The 23,742-nt window shown below is 41.6% G+C and carries 20 protein-coding genes; 7 read left to right on the plus strand and 13 right to left on the minus strand.

Translation table 11 applies throughout. From position 1 onward, the window contains the following. Positions 1-72: 72 nt before the first annotated feature. Together ACXAC4_RS02945 and ACXAC4_RS02950 are read right to left on the minus strand one after the other, a co-directional pair. The gene (locus ACXAC4_RS02945) at positions 73-1,392 is read right to left on the minus strand and encodes a serine hydrolase domain-containing protein (RefSeq protein ID WP_475158908.1); all 1,320 of its coding nucleotides are present in this window, start codon (positions 1,390-1,392) and stop codon (positions 73-75) included. 129 nt (positions 1,393-1,521) lie between these two features. Beyond that, complete coding sequence (locus ACXAC4_RS02950) at positions 1,522-1,713, minus strand: hypothetical protein (RefSeq protein WP_390448958.1); 192 nt, start codon at positions 1,711-1,713, stop codon at positions 1,522-1,524. Positions 1,714-1,867: 154 nt separating this feature from the next. On the opposite strand from ACXAC4_RS02950, the gene sdhC reads away from it, so the two are divergent. Beyond that, positions 1,868-2,248 carry a succinate dehydrogenase, cytochrome b556 subunit gene (sdhC, locus tag ACXAC4_RS02955; RefSeq protein ID WP_475158911.1) on the plus strand — a complete coding sequence of 127 codons (381 nt, stop codon included), beginning with the start codon at positions 1,868-1,870 and terminating at the stop codon, positions 2,246-2,248. Continuing rightward, positions 2,245-2,577 carry a succinate dehydrogenase, hydrophobic membrane anchor protein gene (sdhD, locus tag ACXAC4_RS02960; RefSeq protein WP_475158912.1) on the plus strand — a complete coding sequence of 111 codons (333 nt, stop codon included), beginning with the start codon at positions 2,245-2,247 and terminating at the stop codon, positions 2,575-2,577. Before sdhC ends, sdhD begins: the two co-directional genes overlap by 4 nt. 424 nt (positions 2,578-3,001) lie before the next feature. Here sdhD and ACXAC4_RS02965 read toward each other — a convergent pair whose 3' ends face one another. Together ACXAC4_RS02965 and ACXAC4_RS02970 are read right to left on the minus strand one after the other, a co-directional pair. Then, positions 3,002-4,195, minus strand: coding sequence for an acyltransferase family protein (locus ACXAC4_RS02965; RefSeq protein ID WP_475158914.1), 1,194 nt, complete (start codon positions 4,193-4,195; stop codon positions 3,002-3,004). A 58-nt stretch (positions 4,196-4,253) separates the two neighbouring features. Continuing rightward, on the minus strand, positions 4,254-4,838 hold the full coding sequence (locus ACXAC4_RS02970; protein ID WP_475158916.1) for a CIA30 family protein: 585 nt from the start codon (positions 4,836-4,838) through the stop codon (positions 4,254-4,256). Positions 4,839-5,026: 188 nt separating this feature from the next. Here ACXAC4_RS02970 and ACXAC4_RS02975 point away from each other — a divergent pair, with 188 nt between their 5' ends. Next, positions 5,027-6,643, plus strand: coding sequence for an RNA polymerase sigma factor (locus tag ACXAC4_RS02975; protein ID WP_475158918.1), 1,617 nt, complete (start codon positions 5,027-5,029; stop codon positions 6,641-6,643). 35 nt (positions 6,644-6,678) lie between these two features. On the opposite strand, the gene chrA is transcribed toward ACXAC4_RS02975, so the two are convergent. After that, complete coding sequence (chrA, locus tag ACXAC4_RS02980; protein ID WP_475158922.1) at positions 6,679-7,833, minus strand: chromate efflux transporter; 1,155 nt, start codon at positions 7,831-7,833, stop codon at positions 6,679-6,681. A 138-nt stretch (positions 7,834-7,971) separates the two neighbouring features. On the opposite strand from chrA, the gene ACXAC4_RS02985 reads away from it, so the two are divergent. Beyond that, positions 7,972-8,901, plus strand: a complete 930-nt coding sequence (locus tag ACXAC4_RS02985; RefSeq protein ID WP_475158923.1) for a LysR family transcriptional regulator — start codon at positions 7,972-7,974, stop codon at positions 8,899-8,901. A gap of 65 nt (positions 8,902-8,966) precedes the next feature. On the opposite strand, the gene ACXAC4_RS02990 is transcribed toward ACXAC4_RS02985, so the two are convergent. The 3 genes from ACXAC4_RS02990 to ACXAC4_RS03000 form a co-directional block, all read right to left on the minus strand. After that, positions 8,967-9,707: a spondin domain-containing protein gene (locus tag ACXAC4_RS02990; protein WP_475158924.1), complete on the minus strand. Its 741-nt coding sequence runs from the start codon at positions 9,705-9,707 to the stop codon at positions 8,967-8,969. A gap of 163 nt (positions 9,708-9,870) precedes the next feature. After that, positions 9,871-10,593, minus strand: coding sequence for a tellurite resistance TerB family protein (locus ACXAC4_RS02995; protein WP_475158925.1), 723 nt, complete (start codon positions 10,591-10,593; stop codon positions 9,871-9,873). 119 nt (positions 10,594-10,712) lie between these two features. Continuing rightward, on the minus strand, positions 10,713-11,588 hold the full coding sequence (locus tag ACXAC4_RS03000; protein ID WP_475158928.1) for a LysR family transcriptional regulator: 876 nt from the start codon (positions 11,586-11,588) through the stop codon (positions 10,713-10,715). Positions 11,589-11,681: 93 nt separating this feature from the next. Here ACXAC4_RS03000 and ACXAC4_RS03005 point away from each other — a divergent pair, with 93 nt between their 5' ends. Then, positions 11,682-12,182 carry a lactoylglutathione lyase family protein gene (locus tag ACXAC4_RS03005; protein WP_475158931.1) on the plus strand — a complete coding sequence of 167 codons (501 nt, stop codon included), beginning with the start codon at positions 11,682-11,684 and terminating at the stop codon, positions 12,180-12,182. Positions 12,183-12,255: 73 nt separating this feature from the next. Here ACXAC4_RS03005 and ACXAC4_RS03010 read toward each other — a convergent pair whose 3' ends face one another. Next, entirely contained in the window at positions 12,256-12,657 is a 402-nt protein-coding gene (locus ACXAC4_RS03010; protein ID WP_475158932.1) for a disulfide bond formation protein B, read from the minus strand. A 176-nt stretch (positions 12,658-12,833) separates the two neighbouring features. Continuing rightward, on the minus strand, positions 12,834-14,222 hold the full coding sequence (dbpA, locus tag ACXAC4_RS03015) for an ATP-dependent RNA helicase DbpA (RefSeq protein WP_475158933.1): 1,389 nt from the start codon (positions 14,220-14,222) through the stop codon (positions 12,834-12,836). A 128-nt stretch (positions 14,223-14,350) separates the two neighbouring features. Between dbpA and ACXAC4_RS03020 the strand changes: the two genes are divergently transcribed. After that, on the plus strand, positions 14,351-15,559 hold the full coding sequence (locus ACXAC4_RS03020) for an iron-containing alcohol dehydrogenase (RefSeq protein WP_475158934.1): 1,209 nt from the start codon (positions 14,351-14,353) through the stop codon (positions 15,557-15,559). 46 nt (positions 15,560-15,605) lie between these two features. On the opposite strand, the gene ACXAC4_RS03025 is transcribed toward ACXAC4_RS03020, so the two are convergent. Then, positions 15,606-17,447 carry a serine hydrolase domain-containing protein gene (locus tag ACXAC4_RS03025; protein WP_475158936.1) on the minus strand — a complete coding sequence of 614 codons (1,842 nt, stop codon included), beginning with the start codon at positions 17,445-17,447 and terminating at the stop codon, positions 15,606-15,608. Positions 17,448-17,601: 154 nt separating this feature from the next. On the opposite strand from ACXAC4_RS03025, the gene ACXAC4_RS03030 reads away from it, so the two are divergent. Continuing rightward, positions 17,602-19,695 (plus strand): winged helix-turn-helix domain-containing protein, encoded by a 2,094-nt coding sequence (locus ACXAC4_RS03030; protein ID WP_475158937.1) that lies wholly within the window; start codon positions 17,602-17,604, stop codon positions 19,693-19,695. A 238-nt stretch (positions 19,696-19,933) separates the two neighbouring features. Here the strand turns inward: ACXAC4_RS03030 and ACXAC4_RS03035 are convergent, their stop codons facing one another. Then, a complete protein-coding gene (locus ACXAC4_RS03035; RefSeq protein ID WP_475158938.1) occupies positions 19,934-20,341 on the minus strand; it encodes an ExbD/TolR family protein in 408 nt (135 codons plus the stop codon). Between the two features lie 358 nt (positions 20,342-20,699). Further along, positions 20,700-23,585: an insulinase family protein gene (locus tag ACXAC4_RS03040; RefSeq protein WP_475158940.1), complete on the minus strand. Its 2,886-nt coding sequence runs from the start codon at positions 23,583-23,585 to the stop codon at positions 20,700-20,702. Between the last annotated feature and the right edge of the window lie 157 nt (positions 23,586-23,742).

The raw sequence follows: 23,742 nt of genomic DNA on the forward strand, positions 1-23,742 counted from the left end.
TGATTTATATAGCTACTTTATAAATGGCTTTGCTAAAGTAAGCCAAATTCCCTCTCACTTGAAACTTCAATTTTATTTAGACTGCTTCATTAAAAAGTCAGCCACTGCTTGATAGGCAGGCAACGATGTTGGATCAATCACGCCATTTGCAGCAACAGGGTGTGATGCTAAGCGAACAATGACCATTTCGGCTGCTGGGTCTATATAAATTGTTTGTCCGTGCACACCACGTGCAGCGAATGCGCCATTTTTATTGTGAAAATGCCACCACATACTGCGATAACTCCCGCTGGGCATTGAACTAAACCCGCCTTTAGAGAAAGCGTTTTTATCACCACCCGTTTGAATGCTCGCTATCGCTTTTGCAGGAATAACTTGTATGCCGCCAATGGCACCTTGATTTGCAACGGTAAGCCCAAGGCGAGCTAAATCTCTTAAGGTGGCACTCAATCCACCACCGGCGAAAGGTGTGCCTAAGCCATCAACTGTAATGTCGGCACTGTGCTCTGTGCCAATTTTTGACCACACGAGCTCGCTGGCTAATTTGTCGAACTTCTTATTCGTCACTCTAGAGACTATCCAACCTAACACGTCTGAGTTGACAGTTTTATAGCCAAAAGCTGCACCATGCTGACCTTGCTTTTGAACGGTTTGTAAATACTCAAAATAACCGACAGGACCTATGTATTCTTTGGGTTTAGGTAGAGGGTTTGCTGCATAACTGTACTGCCAAATATCGGCGTTAGGATCAGCATAATGTTCACTATATTTGAGGGCAGTGGTCATATCCATGACTTGTCTTACTGTGGCATCACCAAAAGCAGAATTTGTTAGCTCTGGAATAATGTTTTTGACGAGTGTTTTATCGTTTAGTTTGCCTTGAGCGATGAGAATTTCAGCGACTAGACCGGTTAAAGATTTGGTCATCGACATAGCTGCGTGATTGGTGTGCTCATCTAAACAGCCTCTATAGCGCTCATATACAACTTTACCTTTGTGCAAAATGAGCATGCCATCAGTGTAATTCGCTGCCAAACTTTGCTGCCAAGTCATCAGCTTATTACTGTTGCTAGGCTTAAATGTTAGTTCATCAATGCCCGGTAATAAGGCGTAATTTAGCGGCGTGTAGGCATAAGGGTTACGTTCTATGCTAGCTGTTGGAAGTAGCTCACGCATATGACAAACTGACCAGCGTAATTTAGGAAAACTAAAAAAATTAGAATCAGGCAGAGTGACGCGTTTATCAATAGGAGGTGGAAAGCCAACCATTAGTTGCAATGTATTTGGGTCAGATTGTATGTCAGTTAATAATTGTTTAGATGGCTGGGATGCATGCGTAATGGTTGAGATGGATAATAAAAACAATGATGCTGCAGTGAGACTTAATTTCATAACAATATCCTTTCAGAATTCCTTTGAACATTATTTAGTTTAGTCAAGCTTAATGATGTTTTGATAACTAAGTTGAATAAAAAAGCAGTCAGCAAAGCATGTACTATGTCAATGCTGACTTATGGGAAATTAGTAATATTGGTGTGAGTCGCAGTGACACTGTGGGTCGGCATTCAACTCTGAAATACTCAATGTTTGGTGTGTTGAGGTCTGTTCATCCCACACCGTTGCTTGCTGTTTATGAGCATCAATAGCAACCACTTCTACAGGATGATTATTATACTCTACCCATTCACCGCGCTTTAATTCATTTGCTTGCATAACTAACCTACCTTAACTATTTCACATAATTGATTACGAATTAAACAGTCGTAGAGTTTACTTTTTATAAAAAATTAAATGCACAATCAAAATTGTAAATAAAAATGGTTTGCGTTAGCATTTGTTTTGTTCGTTTGTCTATTGGTACATAAATATGAAAAAAGAAAGGCCAATGAATCTGGCCATAAATACGATTGCTTTACCTGCTACAGCGTATGCATCTATTTTACACAGAGTAAGCGGGGTGATTGTCTGGGTTGCGATGTTAGTAGCTATTGTTATTAGTTACTTTGCATTAAAGTCTGAAACTAACTTTGATGAAGTACGCTCAGTGTTAGAGAGTTATTTTATTGCAAAATTTGTGGTTTGGGGATTTTTAACAGCATTAGGCTATTACTGTGCGGGAACTGTAAAGCATATTATTCAAGATTTTGGATACTGCGAAGAACTAAAAAGCGGCAAGGTGATTTCATTGGCAGCAATTGCAGTTGGTATTTTGCTTAGCTTATTGGCTATATGGTGGATCTGGTTATGATGAATATATTTAAGTCAGGTTCAAAGCAGTGGATGTTTCAGCGATTAAGCAATGCATGCATTGTTGCGTATAGCTTATTGTTAGTTTGTTTATTATTTACTGTAGATTTTAGTAGTTTTACTGCAGTTTCTAACTTGTTTCAAAGTACATGGTTTAAAGTGATTACCTCTTTGTGTGTTGTATTTTTCGCTTTTAACAGTGTACTTGCGGGTTGGCAAATTGCAGGAGATTATGTAAAACAAAAACCGCTCAATAAACTGTTTAATATAATATGCATGACTGCAAGTGCAGCCTCAGTTGTCATTATTCTCACAATACTCTGGGGTTAATTCGACCCGCGTTGTTTATTTATCCTGTGCTCAGTTAAACAAACTCAATACTGCTCTTCTTCTAACGGGAAGAGCAGGTCTAAAGCTGGTAATACTGTACTTGCAAATAATAACGACACAGAGCATGCCCAAAAATAATTCAATTCAGTATGTGTTTTTATAATCCAAGATACACTCATGCATAACCAAAATATGTTAAATAACATTACACTTAACTTAGGTTTTAGTGGTTTGGCGCAATAAATACAGGTTAAAGGTTCTCGGTTTAATAATGGAAGCCTTTGCGACATACCCAATGATTTATTACAACAAGGGCACTTCCTTGAGAGCAGTTCTCTGAGCATATCACTACATATCAATTGCAAATAATTATCATTCAATATTATTGGTTTCTTATTTAAAATGAAAGCTTAAAATCAATTTTTTATTGATAGCGCATGCCTTTTTTTGGTTCACTTTTAGAATTATTTATAAATATATTTTTGAGAAACTTAATACTTTCAATGATCAATAGTGATATAGCGACTGCCGAAGTACAAATAATTAATAACTTGAGTATCAATGGCATGGTTAATTCAGCGACAGCCACTTGTAGCCAAACAACCAGAGGCAAATGCACTAAGTAAAGCCCATAAGAGGTGTCAGCAAGTTTTTGTGTGAATGCATTTGGTTTGTTTGCAAACTTCTTGAATAAACCAATAAACAGCATGCAAGAGGTCCACATCATGACAGCATAACTGATTACAAAGGCGACTTTAATTTGAAGATAGTACTCGTGCATATATTGCATTTGATAACCAGAGAGTATGACTGCGGCGATACAGTTGCATAACCAAGCACCTATTTTAAAAGTGCTCAGCTTCGTAAAATCTGCAAGTGTATTTTGGTGATTGAATAACACCCAGCCAAACAAAAAGAAACCGCTATATAAACATAGCACTGGCCATTGTGGTGTTAGACTTTTATCTGGTGTATCGACCCCCCAATGCTGCATATACCAAAGACAACAAGCAGTCAGGGGAATAACAAGTAAATATAAGCCTTTTCTGGTAAATGTATGCACAAGAATAAAGCGCATTCTGCCAGCTAACTTAGGAGCCAATTGAGAAAGCTTGGTATGGAGCTGGTAGAGTAATAACGTCAGTAAAGTGGCCAGAGTGAGGTAGTACAAAAACCACAAATGTGTGCCGACAAATAAACTCATCGATAAGTCTTTAAAATCGCTAAAGCTTGTCACCAAAGCCGCGATTATATTCGCTTCACCTTGCATACTTTCAGCACCCATTATCCAGCCTGACACCAGCAGAGGCCTAAGCAATATCCAGCCTAGTAAAAACGGCAGCACAATCCTTGTAAATCGCGATGTTACAAACCGCTTTATGCCGACTTTTTGTAGCGTCATGCAAGAGAAAAAGCCGGCAATTAAAAAGAAAACCTCTAGGCGAAATGCGTGGCTAATGAACACAAACACCGATACCCAGTCACTGGTTGAGATATCCATCACCGCCCAGCCGATGAAGATAGGTAAAAACGATAGACTGGCATGATAGACAATGCCCAGTAATAAAGCGTACGCACGAACTGCGTCTAAATAATACAATCGGGTTGTGGTCGTCATTGTTATGTCTCTCAAAGTGAAGGGAGAGGCCTGCATTCAGGCCTTACTAATTGCATTATTAATAAAAGCCAATTTCATCAATTTGATAATCGAATTTGGCTTGTTGCAGGCTAAACGCCACAATGCTTAAGCTATTGAGGGTTTTAGGGTCTAGTGGTGTTTGTGCCGACCATGCGCGTTTCATGTCTTTGAAAGGCAATTTGACAGTATGAAATTGTCCATCCGCTTTGATCATCACTGGAAGTGCATGATAGTCGTAGTTATCAATCGCACTGCTATTGGCCGACACAGATAACATGCCTTGGTTGATTTTAACTTTTAGAACAATGCCTTGATATTGGCTGGCATCGAGCTGTTTGCCAAATTCGTTCAGTGGCAATACCGAACTTGCCCAACCCGGCTGGCCTCGAGGCGGTACAATATCGCCCTTGGCTGAAAGTAGGCCATTGCTAACGCTTATCTCGGTTTTGGTCCTACCGCCAGCACTGGTGTCATCAATAAAGAGTCTCTTAAAGCCCATATTGTTTTGTGAGGCTGAATTAAAATCATCGACCAGTGTTTGCGACTCTCCAGCCCAAGTGGCATGTGAAAAGCTAATTAGCAGGGTAAGTTTTACGACTTCTATAAAGTGTTTTAATGTCATGTTAGTGTGCTCTTTGTTGATTATCGACTGCAAAAAGCCTGCGGCGTTTTTGCTTGGTTTAATCAATAAGTGCCGGGTGGCTCGAAAAGGTGACAAAATAAATCACAAAAACTTTTTTAATTTTTGTTGTCACCTTTTCTGGAGAGCTGGCACTTATAAAGAAAGAAGATAAAAACAGGCTTTGAGGCATGTTCAGTACAGCAAAAAAACATAAAACACTTGATGATGCGGCTTTGGTATTGCGTGCGCTTGGCGGCAATAAAAACGCTTTTTGCGAAATAGTAGCGCGCTACCAAACACTACTTTGTTCATTGGCCTATTCAGCCGTGGGCGATATCAAATACAGTGAAGATTTAGCGCAAGACGCATTTGTTGAGGCGTGGAGAAAGCTCGATACTTTGCACGATCCAAATAAACTCAAGGCTTGGTTGTGTGGCATTCTTAAATTTAAGATAAGTCACCATTATCGCAAGCAGGCTTCAAATGCAGAAAAACACTCTGAGCAGCTAGAAAGCGCAGAGCATATTGGCGCTGAAAACGTTGAACTTGAAGCCAATGCAATTTCAGCACAGCAACAAGCCTTAATGTGGCAAGTGCTTGAACAGCTCGATGATACCTACCGTGCACCGCTGATTTTATTTTACCGAGAGCAGCAATCCGTTGAGCGTGTCGCCAGTGAACTGGATTTATCCCTCGACACCGTAAAGCAGCGCTTGTCGCGAGGTCGGAAGATGATGAAAGAGGCGGTTACTGAGCTTGTTGAAGTTTCGCTTAAACATTCAAAACCGGGTCTGGCCTTTACCTCTGCGGTGATGTCTGCGATCAGCGACATAGCGCCACCGGTCAAAGCGGCAGCAGGTTTAGGTGCTTTTAAAGCAGGCGCAGGGTTTAACTTTGCTAGCATCATGGCCATGCTAGGCTCAGCATCTGGGCTTGTGAGTGCGTATTTTGGCTTGAGATCCAGTCTTGATCAATCTCGCACTGAGCGAGAAAAAAGCTTAGTGAAAAAAAGCGTGTTCTTATTTATGTTCGTTGCCGCGCTGTTTGTTGGGGTTTTGTTATTACTCAAACCACTTGCTTATGCACAGCAAAATTATGTCGATGAAATTACTTTAGTCGCGCACCTTAGCGTATTTATGTTTGTTGCGGTTTATATCTGGTTAGTAAAACACGCATTTAATGCTATGAAGCAATTAAGGGCACAAGAGCGGCTTTTTAACCCTGAAGCCTTTAGTGCAGAGCAAGATAAACCCAATGCCAAGCAAAGGGAGTATATTAGTCAAATTCGTCTATTCGGTGTTCCCCTGATCCATATGCAATTTGCCATGCCAGAAAAAACAGATAACCCCGCCGTTGGTTGGATAGCTGGTGGCAGTAAAGCGTATGGATTGCTGTTTGCATGGGGTGGGATTGCCGTCGCCCCTATTAGTGTTGGTATTATTTCATTTGGCATTTTAAGTGTGGGGGCTGTAGGTTTTGGATTACTGGCCGCAGGCACGGTGGCCATAGGTGGGTTGGCATTTGGCGCCTCAGCCATTGGCTATCAGGCATTTTCGTCTTTGTCTTCATTGGCATGGGAGGGGGCTGTGAGTGGTGGCTTTGCAGTTGCCGTAAACGGTGCCATTGGCGCAATTGCGTATGCTGAGCAAGCAAATAACGAACTCGCCGCGCAATTGACGAATCTATCTTTTATCAACCAGCATTATGCTTGGCTGCTTGGACTCATTGCGGTATTTGTGATTGTGCCAGCTGTGTGGCATTCGAATAAAGTTAGAAGCAGAATGAGAAAAAACGCGCTGAAATGAGCAGCGCGTTTTTTAAGTTATTTCTCAGCTTATTCTCAAATAAAGCCAGTGGCAAAGCCCGCCAACATAAAGAAAGTAACCATCCAGATAATGGGCAGTTTTAGCTGTTTCATTAAGTAAAAACCCACTAACACTAAGGCAATATCAAGTGGTTTTAGTACTGCACTAATAAATACAGGTTGATATAGTGCCGCAGCAAGCAGACCTACGACAGCAGCGTTAACGCCTGTTAAAGCGCCCGCAACCTTTGGCTTTTGCGCCAGCTGTTGCCAGTTCTTTAATACCGCTAATAATAATAAAAAGCCCGGAAGGAACACCGCCGCAGTGGCAATGAGTGCGCCTGCAATTGGGTTGCTTGGTAGTAGCTCATAGCCAATGTAAGTCGCGAAGGTGAACATAGGTCCAGGCACAGCTTGTGCGGCCGCGTAGCCCGTTAAAAATGCATCTTGGCTGAGCTGATCTCCGACGATATTTTGCAGTAGCGGTAGTACCACATGGCCGCCACCAAATACTAAGCTGCCCGCCTGATAAAAGTCATTAAGCAAACCAAGCTCTGGCGCGATGTGCGCAGCAAATGGTAACCCTAGTAATAAGCCGATAAATAAGATTAGCGGGACTAGATTCGGCTTGAAAGAGCTTGAATTAGCGCCATTTGAGTGACTTTTTTCTGATTGTAAAAACAGTGTGCCCACGATAGCTGCAAAAACCAATACGGCGATTTGCATCATAATGCTTGGCATGACCAATAGCGCGATTGCCGTGAGCAAGCACAAGCTTACCGATAGCGTGTTTTTACAGAAGTTTTTATACATACCCCAAGCAGCATCGGCAACCACAACCACGGCCAGTAGCTTCAAGCCATGCACCACATTTTGAAAAGCACTGGTATCCATGACTTGGCTTGAAAGTAAGGCTAAACCTATCATGATCAGAATGGATGGTAGAGTAAAACCTAAAAATGCCGCACACGCCCCTAACAGGCCGCCGCGTTTATAACCCAGTGCAAAGCCGACTTGGCTAGAGCCCGGACCGGGTAAAAACTGACTGAGCGCAACGATTTGTGCATATTCATTATCATTAAGCCACTTCATCTTTTCGACAAAGGTTTTTCGAAAGTAGCCGATGTGAGCGGCTGGTCCGCCAAAGCTTATCCAGCCAAGCCAGAAAAAAGTTTTAAAAATAGAAAGCATACGCAAGACGCAAAATATGAGGTTGTTATAAGTATGCCCATAGTGTAAAAATTCACTTAGCATGATTCAAATTAATAGTATTTATGCTAACTATGAATAATTCAGGATTTTCAGGGCTAGAATGAGCAAGAGAAATAAATGGGTAAAGAAGAATTGCAGTGGCGACATATTGATTTAAATCTGCTGGTGGCATTTTCGTATCTGTACCGCCATCGTAGCGTCAGTATTGCCGCGGAGCATGCTTGTGTGAGCCAATCGGCAATGAGTCATAGTCTTGCTCGATTAAGGCAGCTTTTAGGTGATGTATTATTCGAAAGAAAAGGACATCAAATGTGCCCCACCGAACGTGCACATCAGATAGCCCCTAAAATCAGCGTGTTGCTCGACACCGTTTCTGGGCAGATTTTGCAAAGTGAGCCATTTTCTCCCAGCCATTATCAAGGTGTGTGTCGAATAGGGTTAACTGACTACGCTGAACTGATATTTGCGCCAGCGATTTATGATGCCATTCGAGCGCAAGCTCCCAATGCTCAGATCAGCTTGATAAATGTGAATCGCAGTAACTATGAGCAAATCTCTGAACAAGAAAAGCTCGACATCATTATCGGTAGTATGCCGCTTTTAGCTGATGGGTTTAGCAGTCAGCATTTATACACGGAACAGCATGTGTGCTTGGCTGATTTATCAGCTTTAGATCCATCTATTTTCTCGGCTGATGGTCAATTAAGTTTGCAGTCATTTGCAAAAGTAGAGCATGCTTTAGTGAGCCCAGATGGCAAGCTGGCAACTCAAATTGATAAAACGCTGGCAGAGCATGGTTTATCGCGTCAAGTTACCGTAGCAAGTCGCAACTTTTTAACTGTTCAAACTTTGCTTAAAGGGCGCGCCTTGATAGCGATTGTGCCGAAGAAAATGGCAGTTTTGGCCACCGAGCAAGCAGGGTTGTCTATGTTAGAGCCGTCGATTGCAGTTGCTGATTTTGATATTGCGATGATCTGGCCTGAGGTGAAAACTCAAGATGACAAAAGCCGTTGGTTACGTAGTGTTTTAAACAAGGTATTGGTATAAAAAACGGCTTAAATCTAAGGTTTAAGCCGCCAACAAGGGAAAAGCAAAAAGGCTCTCAGCAAGGGTTACTGCATTAACTTAATTTCGATGTAACCAATATGCTTACCAGTTTGATAATGTATACCTTCAGCAAAATCTGTGTCGTCACGTTCGCTTGAAAGTAAAGTAATTGGCTCGGCAGGATCTGTAGCTAGGTTGCCAGAGCTAAAGCGCAGGCCGCTATCACTGCCCGCATCATAGACTTTTAATTCAATGGTTTGGCTCTCAACCCATGTATTGTCATTAAATAAAGATAAACTGTTAATGGCCACAAACCAATCAGGGCTCGGTGCTATCATCGAAACCACACTTAAAAGCGGGAAGTCTTGGCTGGCTTCAAAGGTAAACGTCACACTTTGGCTGCCATTTGAGATCCCTGATTCGTCAATTAAATAATTAGAGTGACCTGCATTTTGTATGTCACTGATTTCATTCTTCAACGTACTTTTGCCACCCGTTTCAGCCATTAAAACAATACCTGGTGAGGCTACTTCATCACGTTTGAAGATCCCCCCTTCTGAATTATGGGTAAGCCCCACAACAGGAGAAAAGTGAGTGCCACTTGGGTAGTTGGTGGCAAAGTTAGCCGCTGTCCACTCTTGCGTAAAAGTAAGCTCGTAAGTCACTGTATCAGCAGGCGCTGTGCTGGATGGTGGTGTTGTCGCTGGCGTTGTTGTTTCAGGTGTAGAATTAGAACTTGAACTACCACCACACGCAGTTAAAAGGGTAAAGCTTAAAACAGTCGAAAGTTGAATGAGTTTGTTCATAGTTACACATTGGTTCATGTCATGTTTTTTACTAGACCTTGAACTACAAATATAAATTTCAAAATTTGTTTGAAATTTATACAGGGTTTTTTGGGGGGGAGAATCGTGTGTCAGTGTGGGAAGTATCACTGACACAAATAGATTTAACCTGAGCTTTGGTTACTTAGGCTTGTACGGTAAGTTGATGGTGAATTGACTGCACCAGCTCTCTAGGCAGGCAAAGTTGATTGGCCAGTGCCTCAAGGTATTGCCCTGAGATAGGCTGGTTTAAATCAATGGCGCTAACACTCGCGGCATAAACCTCAATGCCTGTTTGTGCATCAGGCACTGATTGCACCAATTCAGAGAGTGTCATAGGTTTTCTTAACTCATCAAATAACATGGCTTTTTCGTTAACGGTCAGCTCCATGGTTTCAACCTGCGCAAAGATTTTCTGACGCTCTGTTTCATCAATGTGACCATCAGCATAAGCCGCGGCTATCATGGCGCGCATAATAATTAGTTGGCCTGAGCCCGACTCATCCTCAACCACTTGTTCAAAGCTTTGCTCCGGCATATAAGCTGGCGTGAAGTCAAAAGTACGACCTTGCGGAGTATGCTCTTGGCGCGCTTGGTTGTGACTGGGTTTATTCATGGCGTTATCGTAAGCGCGACTATCTGCTTGCTGTTGCGCTGCTTTATTTTGCTCTGAATATTCTTTGTAAGCTTTCCAAGCAAGACCACCTACAGCAGCAAGTGCACCATATTTAACGGCTTTTTTCCCGGTCTTTTTACTTTTCTTACCGCTGACTAAACTGGTTAACCCGCCGCCGGCGACGCCTCCTAAAAAGCCACTTAGGGCACCCGATTTGTTAAGGCTACCAACGAGTTTTTGCAAGTCTTTCATACTTTGTCTCCTTCACGTTTACCGAAACTACCTCATAGAGTGATGTAGTTAGAGTATGTCTGTACCCAGATTAAGAGAAGCTATCTAAAATTAAAAGCCCATATTTGTTACAAAGCGCGTCAATCTTGCAGTAACGTTTTAATTTTGTTGTGCACGAATAATAGCCGTTTGGCGGTGTGCTTTTTGTTTTGCATGACTAGGAAAACGGGTTCCATGATTGGCTTAGTGAGTTCATGAATATGAATTTTTTCAGGTTCTGCAAAGCTTGCTACAGCACTTTGAGGCAGTACTGTAAAGCCAAGCCCTATGCTTACAGGGGTTAAGATCAAGCCAATTTGGTTTGAAAAACCACTCTCTTTTATATTCTGTATATGCGTGAATTCAGCAAAGTTCGCTTTGAGCAGTTGATTGGCATGGTGATGCCCGTCAGGGTGATTAATAAAACCAAGCTGCTTTAGAGTATCAAATGTAGCATTTTTGAATTTTGTGGGAAGTACCAATTGTAGTGGCTCTTGAGCAACTTCTTCGAAGTTCAGTAGGCTTGAGTTTGCGTGTTCTGTGACTAAACCAATATCGATGTCACCTTGCTGCAATGCCTTAATAATACTGCTGTTTGGCGCAAACTGGTAGTGAATAATGAGCTCAGGAAACTGTGTTTGCAGCGCTAATAGTTGTGGGTAGAGGCGTAAACCTATGCTGCCTGGTGACATAACCTTAACCACGCCAACATGCTCAGAGTCTGTGGTCACTTTTTCTTTGAAGCCTTGTAAGGTGGCAACGATTAGTTTCGCTTCTTGATAGGTTTTCTCACCGGTCGGCGTAAGCACAAAGCCTTTCTCTGTTTTTTGAATAAGTGGTTCACCTAAAAGGTCTTCGAGCTTTCTGAGATGCTGGCTGACTGCCGACTGAGTAATAAACAGCTGTTCAGCGGTTTTAGTGAAATGCTTGGTTTCGACGAGTGTGCAAAAGGTACGCAAGAAGACTGGATTTATCATTAGTAAAGCTACTTAAAAGTATAAGAATTTATAATTTCAAATAATGATAGCTGATTGCGTAGACTATTTCCTGTACTTTACAGGAGCGCATATATGAACACAGTTTACCCAAGAACCTTTTCACATATTGGTATTTCTGTTCCAGATCTGGAGCAAGCCGTTAAGTTTTACACTGAGGTGTTAGGTTGGTATCTGATTATGGAACCAACCGAAATCACAGAAGATGACAGTGCCATTGGCGAAATGTGTACTGACGTATTTGGTGCTGGATGGGAACGTTTTCGCATCGCGCATTTGTCTACAGGTGATCGCATTGGTGTGGAGCTTTTTGAGTTTAAAAACCAACAAAACCCTGAAGACAATTTTGAATATTGGAAGACTGGGATTTTCCACTTCTGTGTGCAAGATCCGAATGTTGAAGAACTAGCTGAAAGAATCGTGGCTGCGGGTGGTAAAAAGCGTATGGAAAAACCGCGCTACTATTATCCAGGTGAAAAGCCTTATCGCATGATTTATATGGAAGACCCATTTGGTAACATATTAGAAATTTATAGCCATAGTTATGAACTAATCTACAGTGCCGGTGCTTATTAAGTTGGCATGCTAACTTTTAAAAGGCTTCTCAGAGGGTGAGAAGCCTTAGGCTGAGATGGTGTAATGTAAACAGTTAGCTGCTTGGCTTTTGAGTATGCAAAATAAGCGCTGTTAAACCAATGATGAAAAATAGTGCGCCACCTGAAAGTAAGAAAGGGTCGATAAAAATATTTTCATTGAAAGAGAATTTACCTGCTGAAATTTTCTTCCAGCCCATAAAATGCTGATTTGCAGCCACTACTGCACCAAAGAACCCCAATATTAACGCCAAATATTTCGTCAGAAAATGATGCACAAATGGCAAAATCATAATAATGCCAAGCAAACCGATAACAGTGCGTTGTGTTCGGCAATATGGGCAAATATATACGGCGCCCATTAATTCTACCGTCCAAGCAATGATGCTGACCGCAATGGCAAATAATCCCAACCAATGACGTTTGGCAATGATGTTTTCTAATGTGAGTTGATTCATAACACTCTGTTTATAATCTTATTCAAAAAAGAGTGATAATATATCATATTTCTTTTGGGTCTAATTAATTCTTTTTAGTTATATGTGTTTTGCTCGATGAAGGTGATAAGTGAAGATTAAAAAGAACAGCTACGTTTATTGTGCAAATCGTAGCTGTTTCATCTTTTTAGATTAACTTAGCGATTGATTTTACGCACTCTGAAGTTACGACCTTTCATTTTACCTTCACCAATCACGTTTAAGGCCTTGCCTGCAACTTTTCGTTCAACAGCAACAAAAGAGGCCATGGCCGTCACTTTAATTTTACCGATTTGGCTGCCTTTAAGCGCATTATTCGCAGTTAAAGCACCTAAAATATCACCCGGGCGTAGCTTGGCTTTTTTACCGCCATCAATTTGTAGTGTGACCATAGGTGCACGGGTAATTGGATTGTTAAACACGGCATCACTTGGCAGGTCACTCGGCTCAATGGTGATATCTAAATAATCTTCTAAGGCATTTACTTTATGAGACTCTTTATAACTCATCAGTGAGCATGCAATGCCCGTATTACCAGCTCGGCCAGTACGGCCAACTCGGTGTACGTGTACTTCAGGGTCGTGGGCAATATGGTAGTTGATCACCATTTCAACATGGTCAACGTCAATACCGCGTGCAGCAACATCGGTGGCCACTAAAATGGTTAAGCTCTTATTAGCAAAGCGTACAAGCGTTCGGTCACGGTCTTTTTGTTCTAGGTCGCCATGAAGGGCAGCACTATCAAACCCAAGTTGTTGTAATTCATCACATACCGCTTGGCACTCAGCTTTGGTGTTAGCGAATATCACCGCTGACTTTGGTTGAAATTCAAGTAATAGCTTTTGTACGGCATCTAAGCGCACATCGTTGTTGTCTACTTCATAGAAATATTGGGTGATGTTGCTGTGATCGTGGCTTGCTTCGACCGTCACTTTTTCTGGTGCAGTCATAACGTGCTTAGCCAGTTGCTCAATTTTAGGCGGGAATGTGGCACTAAACAGTAAGTTCTGACGTTGTGCCGGGCAGTGCTCAATAATACATTCAATGGCGTCTTCAAAGCCCATTTCTAGCATGCGGTCGGCTTCATCTAGCACAAAGGTATTTACTTCGCTTAAGTCTAAACGACCTTTGCGTAAATGCTCTTCAATACGGCCTGGCGTGCCAACAACAATGTGGGCGCCATGCTCAAGTGAGCCAATTTGTGGGCCCATTGGCGCACCACCGCAGAGAGTGAGTACTTTGATATTATGAATAGCGCGCGCAAGTTTGCGAATTTCAACCGCAACTTGGTCGGCTAATTCGCGCGTTGGACATACGACCAGCGACTGCACACGAAAACGTTTTACATTGAGGTTATGTAATAAACCTAAAGAAAACGCGGCTGTTTTACCTGAGCCTGTTTTACCCTGACCAATCACATCTTTGCCTGCTAAAATTAACGGCAGTGTTTGCGCTTGAATGTCAGTCATATGCTGATAACCCAATGATTCTAGGTTGTCTAACAAATCGCGAGAAAGGGATGTTTGAGAAAATAGCTGTTGCGTCAAGGTCAGGCTCTTTGAGTTACAAAAATTGATTGGCGAAAGTATAGCATGGCTTGAGACTCAGGCTTAGCTAGTTTATTGTTGAGTAATTAGCCTATTTGATACCATATTTTTTACAAGGGAGTTTTGTTATGCGTGCTGCAATTAATAAATGGGGGATTAAGTTTTTAGCGGGGGCTTTTCCTGCTAACAAACCCACCTTGATAACGGGTAGTGGCGCGATGCTTAAACTGGCTAAGCTAATGATGAACAGTGGTGTACAGCGACCTTTGATCATTGCCGATAGCTTTATGACGCAAAACGATAATCTGTCTGCATTGACGCAGCTTTTAAAAGATGCCAATTGTCAGTTTACCGTCTTTGATGAAGTTGTGCCGAATCCGACCATGCTAGAAGTCGAAAACAGCGTGACAATGGCTCGGAGTATTCAGGCTGATGGTATCTTTGTCGTAGGGGGGGGATCAGCGATCGATATTGCCAAAGTGGTTGCGGCGACGCTGACCAATGGCAACAAACCCAAAAAACTCATTGGCATGATGCGGGTAAGGAACAAACCCCTCCCTTTGTTTGCCGTGCCAACTACTTCGGGTACTGGATCTGAAGTCACCGTTGCTGCGGTGATCTCCGACCCAATATCCCATCAAAAAGCGTTTTTCTTAGATCCAGATTTTGTGCCACTCGCGGCAGGACTTGATACTGATTTACTCGCTTCACTACCGCCGGCGATCACCGCTTATACAGGCATGGACGCAATGACTCATGCCATTGAAGCTTATATTGCGCGGGTACATTTTAATGATGCACAAAGTGATGCCTTAACTTCAATTCGTTTATTACTTGAATATTTGCCTCGTGCTTATAAAAACGGTACGGATTTAGAAGCACGTGAAATGGTCGCGCTGGCCTCGTTTATGGCGGGCTATGCGTTTAGTAAACAAGGCTTGGGTTACGTGCATGCCATCTCTCATCAGCTCAGTGCGCATTACAATACGCCCCATGGATTAGCCAACGCCGTTGTGTTACCGAGGGTATTAAGATTCAATAAACCACATTGTTTAAATCAACTGGCCGAAATAGAAAGCGCAATTTCAGGGGAGGGCTCAGAGCAGCCAGAGCAGCAGTTAGCGCACAATTTTATTAAGCGCATCGATCAATTGTCTGATGAACTTCAAATAGAAAAGTCTCTTGATAATCTGCTAGAAAAAGACTTTTTCAAGATTGCGAAACAGGCACTGCGCGAGGCGAACGACTCTTATTCTGTGCCCAAAGCGATGAAGCTTAATCAGGTGATTCGGGTTTTAGATGCGGTAAAAGCAGGCGAGCGAGAAGTCGTGTTTTAAATAGCGCGAGTTTAGTTACTCGCGCTACTTTGTTAGAAACTAAGGTTTAGGTCCAACTTTGAATACCTATGACGCCATGAGCAGCAAGGTACACGACCACCATTAACTGTAATGCAGCAAATAGGCTGGCGATGTAAAAGGCTGTTTTGGCTGTTAACTGGTTATAAAGTAGTTTCAACTTCCATGTAGACCATAAAGCAGTTGCTGCCAATAGCAGACTTGAGAGCATGAGGCCCAAAGAGAAAAAACCGATATGACCAAGTCGGTCGATGGCTGACATAAGCCCAATAGCTAAGAAAAGTAAAAAGAGTAATGCGCTCCAAGCATTGAATGATAGCGATTGTCTCAGCTGAACTTCAGGTGCAGTCAGTTTTTTACGTCGCCAAGGCCAGTAACAACTATGTAAAATTAAACCAACTAGAAACAGCAGCCATGTAATGGCGATGACTTTATCAACCCATGCTTGAAGTCCAGAAACCGATTTAAAGACCAAGTTACCATAGTGCAGTACTTCACCTTCGATGGGGTCATTAGCAAATGCCATGACCTCTTCACCCTGAGGGTTTAACCATCTGCCTTGTTCAGAGTAATACAGTGTGCGTTGCCAATTGGCAGGCAATAAAGAAGAGAAGTTTGCAGAGTCTGGTGTCACGGTTAATTTTCTTGTCGCAATCAAACGTTCTAAGAAAAATTGTTTTTCGTTTCTTGGATTAATGTATTGGTAATAACCAGATTGAGCTATGAGTTCTTCGGGAATTTTACTTTGTGCGAACTCAGGTTTTGCATAACTGTTAGCAAGCGCTTTACTAATCAACAGAGTTAAAGCGCGATATGCTGCTGGATGTTCGCTATTGAGTAGCATTACAAATCCAGTTTTATGTTTGGGAGAGTACACTAATTCAGACATCCAGCCAGGCAAAGCACCATCATGACCGCGATATCGGTGACCTTGATAGTATCTCGAAAAGTTAGCAATACCATAACCCGCGGCAAATCGATTCAAGTTAGTGCTTTCAGAATGTTCCATTCTATTTAGTGTGTTTGCAGATAAAAGTGGCTCCCCCTGATTGATTAACATCATAGTAAATCGACTCATATCTTCTATGCTGGCACTTAAACTGCCAGAGGGTTGCATTAAAATATGTTTAAACGGCACAGGCTGATGACGTTTATACCCAGTTGCAGCGTTATCTTGGTCAAGTGGTTTGGCATAGCTGCTATGTTGCATGTTTAATGGTGTGAAAATATGTTGCTCTACATAGTCGGTAAATTTCAGGCCTGATAATTTTTCAACTATACGTGCGGCGACCGTCGCAGCGGAATTGGTGTAAGCCTGTCGTGTACCGGGAGGCCAACGCGATGTTCGGCTGTTTGAGTTAATCACTAACGCGTCATCAAGGTTTAAGGCTGGGGTGTTTTCATAGGCAAATTCGCTCAGTGAAATATCATTCCAGCCTGTGGTGTTTTCTAATAAATGTACTAATAGCAGTGGATGAGTGTCTTGCCAAGGGTTATGGAACTCTAGCTCAGGATAAAGATCACTGACTTTATCGCTGAGTTTAACTTGCTTTGCTTCTACCAATTGCATCACAGCAATGCCAACAAACATTTTACTGATTGAGGCAATACGATATTGGGTGTGCTGATCGGCAAGCGTGTTATTTTTTATATTGGTCACTCCCGAGACCCTGATAAATGCTGGTGTATCTTTTTGTAAAATGGCATAAGCCAACGAGGGAAGTTTATATTGTTTAACGATTTTCTGAATATCTTGATCGAGTAATTCTAAATCATGGTTAGTTAATTCAGCAGAGGCTGAAAAACTAAACAGCAAGGATAGCAGACTAATAACTAAGCTCTGACTAATAGCATAAATGACAAATTTCAATGTAAGTCCTTTGTTTTTATATAAGTAAAAAGCAGGTGAAACACTTTTATTGGCTGAGTAATAAAAACACAAAGAAAGTTTTGTGAAGTCTCGTTAAGCTATGTCAGAATGGCTTAATAACAAAAAGTCACAACTTGTAAGGCTATAATTTAAAATGGAAAGTTTTTCTTCAGAACAAATGAAGTATCAGTTCGATGATTTTGAATTATGCCTAGATAGTGAGACATTGAGTCGCTTTGGTAAGCGGCTTAATATTGAACCACAACAATTTACACTGTTGTTGTTATTGCTTGAGCAACGTGGAGAAATCGTTGAGCGAGATGTTATCCAACAGCGAGTTTGGGTTGGTCGTCCGGTCACGGATGAGTCGATTCGTGCCGCAGTTAAAAAGTTACGTGATTTACTCGGTGATGATGCTCGCACCCCTAAATTTATAAAAACGGTACCTAAGCAAGGATATAAATGGCTATTACCTGTTCAAGTGATAAGGTCAAACACAGCAACAGAGCATAAACCAGCAACTAAAAGTCTAATCAGTATTTTGCTGGCATTACTCGTGGTAGTCAGTTTAATGATGTGGTTTGTACAGACTGAATCAGCGGTAGTAAAACCAACTCAATTAAGTGTAAGTAATATAACAGAACTATCAGGCTCAGAAGTGTTTGCTGATTACCATAGTGACACACAACGACTGGTATTTTTACATAGAGAAACCAAATCCAGTCCGCAGCAAATATATATCAAAGACTTGACATCTAATTCTCTCAATCGCCTCACATGGGATACGCAAAATTATACCAACGTGTATTGGTCACCAGATGGTACCAAGCTGGTTTATGGTGCGGGTAATGGCATTGACTACCTGCACTATATTACTGAGTTTGATAAGCAGGGTAATGTAATACAAACCCAAACATTAAATGATAAAAGCTTAAAGAATCTATTTGTGATTGGCTGGCTCAAAGCGCAATCAGGCTTATTGTTTGCGGAGCAAGTCAAAAGCACTAAGCAACATAGTATTTATCAATATGATTTAGAGTCAAAGCAGTTAAAAACACTGAGTTACCCCAATGTGGCAGGGAAGGGAGATTACCTAGCAGGACTCTCTGATAATGGCGCGAAATTGGCCATTTTGAGAGAGGTGAGCAAGCAAAAAGCAGCACTGGTTATTATCGACTTAAAGTCGGGGGATGAAGAAGCCAATGTGATGTTGCCTTTTGCTGCAAGCAAGTTGGTTTGGCACGAAAGTTCAGAGATCTTTTTGACCAGTTTTAATGGTCAGCTAGCCCACTATAATTTGCAGAGTAAAAAAATAGAGCAAGATATAACACTGCCGGCAAACACCCATGATGTATTTGCTAGCTGTGGTAGGCAGTGTTTGATTTTAAGGCAGCATAATGGCGACTTTTTAGATATTAAAGAGCGTCCACTTCAGATTAAAAGCTCAATTGAACACAATGCATTATTCAATGGGCGTATATTTAACTATGCTGGGGCTCAAGACTTTCCCTCTTATTTAAATGCTTCAGCCGATCTGGTATTTGCGGCATTAAATAATAAGCAGCTTTCGATAGAGCGCATTAACTCACATGGCAAACGCTTTACGCTCGCAGAATTTAATGGTGCTAACACACTGACTGCATTGGTCGCATCGGATGACGGCAACCAATTAGCCGGTATTATTTCTGGGCGGTTATTTATCTTAAACACTCAAAAAGCCAAGCCTACACAAAGTCTCAACTTTGTAACCGCAGCTTTAGAGCGCGTTGAAAATCCTATTTGGAGTGCAGATAACCGCGCGATTTATGTTGCTCACTTAAAGGGGAATGTGCCAAATATAGTGAAACTCAATGTACTCAATGGTGAGAGAGAGTTTATTGCTTCAGGTTTTTTGAGCTTTAAATCATTAGATACAGACACGGCTATTGGAGTAGACACATCACTGACGGCTTGGTTCTTAAAAAAAGGTAAACAAGGTTGGCAAAAGCAGTCACAACTTGCGCAATTGAGTTCTGCAAGCCCTAATCGTTGGCGTATAAAAAATAATGCATTGTATTTTTCTAGAAGAGTGGCAAGAGTGGGTGAAGTTTGTTTTGTGTCTCTCACTAATCCTTCTCAAGATGCGGTGTGTGAAAAAATGGACGACAACCAATTTCGTCTGAACTTTGATATTCACCCTGAGCAACAAGGCATGTTGATGGTTGAGTCATTAAGCGCACAAAGTAATATTGTGCGTTTAACTTGGTAAATGAACGGCCGAACAAAACAGGTATTTTGACCCGCATCTATAGGTGCATAATTCGCTGTAGGCGCGATTTTATATCGCGCACTTTCATCAAAATATTTGCGCGGGGTAAACCCACGCCTACAGCCTTATGACATTGTTGTATGTGTGATTTTATATCGCGCACTTTTATCAAAATATTAGCGTGGGGTAACCCCACGCTTTGTTCAATTTGTTTTTTAAACGTTAACTCGGGCTTAGATTAATCCGCTAATACCTCGCCTAGTGCAACTGGCGCTGAAGTTTGCTCTTTAATCGCATTTAAAACTCCGACCAGTGTATTGTGTTGGCTATTTTCATGGGCTCTAACACTGATAGCGGTAATGTCTGCATTGGCAGCGAGTTTGGCGATATTTACATTAATTGCATCAATTTCAACTTGGCGGTTATTTAAATACACCTTGTTGTTGGCATCTATGGTGAACTGTGGGGTCACTTTGGGTGTGACAGACAATGTCGGTGAGTTGTTTCGTTCGATGTCTAATACAGCTTCTTTGTTAAAGCTGGCGGTTACAATAAAAAAGATTAATAAGATGAAAACAATGTCTAGCATCGGATTCATGTCTACGCTGAGATTTTCTTGCATATGTGCTTTGGCTGTTTTTATCATTTTAGTTTCTCCATGTTGTTTCAATATTCAGCCTAGACCACGCTTGTAACCTCACCTTTAACCTATTGTTAATATTTACAATCTTTCACAAAAAGCGAGATTTCTTCTACCAAGAAATAAAAAAGGGTTAACCGTTAGGTTAACCCTTGAGGGCATATGAGTAGGAGCAAGCCCTGACGGGCTTACATTTATACCAATCCTCAATAATACTCAATCATTTTGAGGGACTAAAACGGACGCTAGCTTCGTTAAAAATTTCTTATTTAGAACAACTAAATAGCAAAATTTTCGCCTTGCTATCGCCCCGTTTTCCTTGCCTCAAAATAGATCACTTAATTAAGAGGATTGGTATTACTCTTTAAAGTTGATAGCTGACTTTGCCAGCAAGCTCAGCGATGTCAGTGATCTTGGTTTGACCTTTAATTTCAGCAAATGGCTTGTCTTGGTAGTTTGCACCACGCAGTTGTACGTTGATACGAGACGCTTTTGGATTCGCTAACGTTTCATTGTAGAACTGCTTGATATCAGCCAGTTTCACGTTCTGAACTTCGGTGATCATTTGTTGCTTAGAATCGTAATTCCAGTTCTCTTTATACCAATCAGAGAAGATAGGAGAAACTTCTTCATACATATTCTTCGGCGCTTGTGTCAGGCCTACTAGTACGCCTTGCTTTATTGCTGAAAATTGCTCAGGTGTTAGTGCATCTAGCTTGGCTTTGTACTCTACCTTGAAGTCATCAAAACGTTTTTGCGCTTGTACTAGGTCCATGACAGGTGATTGGATATATAGACCTATACTTGCATAGTCATCAACCGGGTAGTAGAACGCACCTACGGCGTAAGCCAGTTGTTCTTCAGTTCTTAATTGGTTAAATGCCTCATGGCTGAAGTGTTTTGCCAATACGTTCGCAATGGCTTTTTGTTTGAAGCCAGCTTTACGATGAACATGAATATCTAATAAGCCATTGTCGGCAGCTGCTGTATCTTTTTGATAGCTCAAAACCTGTTGCGGTAATGGTGCAATAGTTTTGGTTTTTGCAAAGCTTGTTTGCGTGTGGGTGCTACCAAGCGTTTTGCTGATAACTTCAGCAACGTTTTCTAAATCACCTTGGTTGTAGTTACCAAATGCAAATACACGCGGTTGGTTTGCCTTTACCAGCTTTTCTAAGCGTGCTTTGAAAGTCGCTACATCTAACTTTTGTGCTGCTGCGATTAACGCGTCATCTTCAAAGTTATTGGCTTCAGTTAAATTCTGAAGGGCAGGGAATAACTGACGAACAGTAAATTGCTTTTGTGCGTTATTGATGCCACGAATAAGACGGTCTTTGGCTTGGGCAAAGTTCGTCTCTGTCACCTCAGGAATTAGATCCGATAGCATTTCAGAAAGCAGCAAGTTTTGCTTATCAGTGAAACCGTTCAGTAACAGGCTCATACCGTTACTCGTTGTTGCACGCGTGCTGATACCCGCAACACTTGCTTCAGCTTGTAATAAGCTTTGTTGTAGGTTGTATAGATCTGACCAAAGTGCAAGAGACACTTGGGTTTCGATATCTGTATTTGCTTCGCCGGCATTTAGGTCAATTTTTAAGATACCTTTTGGTTGCTCTGCAAATAATTGACTTGGGTAGTGCCACACTTTCACGCCGTCTTTTTCAACTTTAAGTTCAGCAGTCGATTGCTTCATACCCGCAGTTTTAAGGTCGAAGTTCTCAGGTAATAGACGATTCACTTTTGGTAGTGCTAATGCCACCTGAGTTGGTTTTTTCCAAGTTGCAATTTCGCTCTCAGCAATGTCTTCGATGCGGTATTCACCCGCATAGAAATGTTGTTTCTGATCGACTTTCTCATTTTTGCTGGTATACCAAATACGCAGAGTGTCAGGGGTTAACTGTGATAAAACGTCATCAACCGCTTTGGCATTGAATTGACCAAAATAGTATGGCGCGTTGATGCTATAATTCAGCGGGTAATCTTGCATGCTGTTAACTAACTGAGCGGCATAACTGAATTCGTCGACTTTTTGTAAGAATCTGAACTCGTTATCAAGCGAAGTTTTGATTTCTTTGTAGTACTTTTCATCAACGCCTTTTTCTTTAACTAGGTCGATGTACTGCATGATGATGGCAACGATTTCGTCACGGTTCTGCATACCTAAATCAGTCAGGTTTAGGGTAATAGACATTTCACCGTAGTTACCATAATGGTTTGGTGTACCGCCGGCATTCAATGAACTGATCCAGCCCAATGCTTTTAGCTGCTGCGCTGGTGTGCCAGGCATTTCAGAGCCAAGTAAGTAAGACACAAATGCATTTGGTTTAAACTTAAACTGGTCTTGGTTATTTTTAATGGTGAAATCAAGTTTTAGCTGCTTTAAGTCTTGGTTAGGCTTGTAGTAAATTTTCTTACCGCCTAACTCTGCAAAGTTAATTTCTTGCTTAACCTGCGGCTTCTCGATGCCTTTGTCTTTAATCGGTGAAAAGTGTTTCTTCGCTAACTTTTCCATTTCATCTAGCGAGGCATTGCTGATCAGCGCCACTTTCATGATGTTGGCAGAGTAGTACTTGTTGTAAAACTCAACGGTTTCTTTGTGAAGGTTGCTGTTTTCTTTATCGCCTAACGTCTCTAGGTTACCAATTAAGAAGCGGTTAGCTGGGTGCTCACCCATCATATCGCGTGATAGTTTGAACTGACCGAAAAAGTCCATCTCGCGGCGCATTGACCATTCAGCGTTAACTGCGTTGATTTCTTTTTCTGTGTATTCAGGGTATAGCTTTGGTGACTTAAAGAAATCAGAGAAGCGATCAAGCGCTTCGTCATAAGCGTCATTGTTCACTTTGAACATATAGTTTGTGTAAGTTAACCAAGTCGATGCGTTAGAAACACCGCCATTTTCGGTTAAGAATTCTTTGTACTGGTTTGTTTCAGGGTACTTATCTGTGCCTAAGAAAAGTAAGTGCTCAAGATAGTGTGCCATACCTTGTTGCGTCATTGGGTCTTGTAAAAGACCGACACCGACGTTTAATGCCGCTGCAGATTTCTCAGTTGTTGGGTCTGACACCAAAATCACTTCAATGTTATTTTCTAACTTTAAAGTTCTGTAGCCGCGTTGGTCATTCGGGCTAACAGCAAGCTTATCAAGTGGCGCAAGCGCGTTTGTTGCATTCGCTTGTGTGTTGTTATTTGATGTTTGTGAACAAGCAGCCAGTGCCAGTGCTAGTGCACTAATCGTAAATGCTTTTTTCATAGGTGTCGTCCTTTGAAATTTATCAGTTTTGAATATTTAGTTTACGCCTTTGGAATAAGTTAATCACTCAATTCTAATGGCGTTTTGTAAAGTGATGTAACAATCCCACTCCAGCGTTTAAAAGTCTCTTATCAAACAATTATAAAACCAGCTTAAA

The organism is Pseudoalteromonas sp. AWM4_233 (genome assembly GCF_056158285.1).